General features: G+C 66.6%; 1 protein-coding gene. It reads left to right on the forward strand.

Annotation, left to right across the window (positions count from 1 at the left end; translation table 11 throughout):
- Positions 1-1295: non-ribosomal peptide synthetase (locus QRN67_RS08510; RefSeq protein WP_285411464.1), on the forward strand; the 1295-nt coding region annotated here is incomplete at both ends.

Genomic DNA, 1295 nt, shown 5'->3' on the forward strand with positions numbered 1-1295 from the left:
GCTCGAGGCGATCGCCGCCGATCCCGCACAGCCCATCGGCGCCATCGAGATCCTCACGCCCGAGGAGCGCCAGCAGATCCTCGTGGGCTGGAACGACACCGCCCACCCCGTGGCCCAGGCCACCCTGCCCGCCCTCTTCGAGCACCAGGCTGCCCACACCCCCGAGGCCATCGCCCTCGTCTTCGAGGACCAGCGCCTGAGCTACGCAGAGCTCAACGCGCGTGCCAACCAGATCGCCCACCACCTCATCGCTCAGGGCGTGAGGCCCGACACCCGTGTGGGTGTCTACCTGGAGCGATCGTTCGACCTCGTCGTTGCCCTGCTTGGCGTACTCAAGGCGGGTGCGGCTTTCGTGCCGCTGGACCCGGACTACCCTGCCGACCGGCTGGCTTTCATGCTGGAGGACGCTGCGCTGCCCGTCGTGGTGTCGCATCGCCAGCTACATCTGCCTCCGCACGGCGCCAAAGAGGTGCGGCTTGACGTGCACGCGCCCCTCGTTGCGCGCTGCAGCACCCAAAACCCGGCCCGCATCATGGGCCCGCGGGATGCCGCGTACGTCATCTACACCTCCGGGTCCACCGGCCTGCCCAAAGGCGTCGTCGTTTCGCATGCGGCTGCCTGCAACAACATCCTCTGGTTCTCGCGCACCGTCGGGCTCAGCACGTCAGATCGACTGCTGCAGAAGACCTCCATCAGCTTCGACGCCGCATTCCACGAGTTCTTCTCGCCGCTCACCAGCGGTGCAACGGTGGTGCTTGCCATGCCAGGCGGACAGTCCGACACAGACTACCTCGTTCGCACCATCCGCGAACAGCGCATTAACCTGATTTCGATGGTGCCCACGCTGCTTCGGGCGCTGACCGCGGAACCCTCGTTCAAGCAGTGCAAAAGCCTGCGCTACCTGATCGTTGGCGGCGAGGCACTGGACGCCGAACTGGTTCGCAAGGTACGCGAGCAACTGCCTGCAACGGCGATCGGCAATTTCTACGGGCCGACGGAGGCCGCCTGCAACTCCACGCACCACTTGATCGGCGAAGTGGGTGACGGCGTCGATACGATCCCCATCGGCCGCCCGATCGCCAATGTGCGGTGCTATGTGCTCGACCAGGACCGCCAGTTGGTCCCGCCCGGCATGCCTGGGGAACTCTATATCGGCGGCGCCGGCCTGGCGCGAGGCTACCTGAACCGCCCCGAACTGGATGCGGCGTTCTTCGTTCCCGATCCCTTTCAGGCCGGAGAGCGCATGTACCGCACCGGCGACCTCGCGCGATGGCGCGCCGACGGCGTGCTCGACT

The sequence above is a fragment of the Variovorax sp. efr-133-TYG-130 genome, from assembly GCF_030208835.1.
Classification (GTDB): domain Bacteria; phylum Pseudomonadota; class Gammaproteobacteria; order Burkholderiales; family Burkholderiaceae_C; genus Variovorax.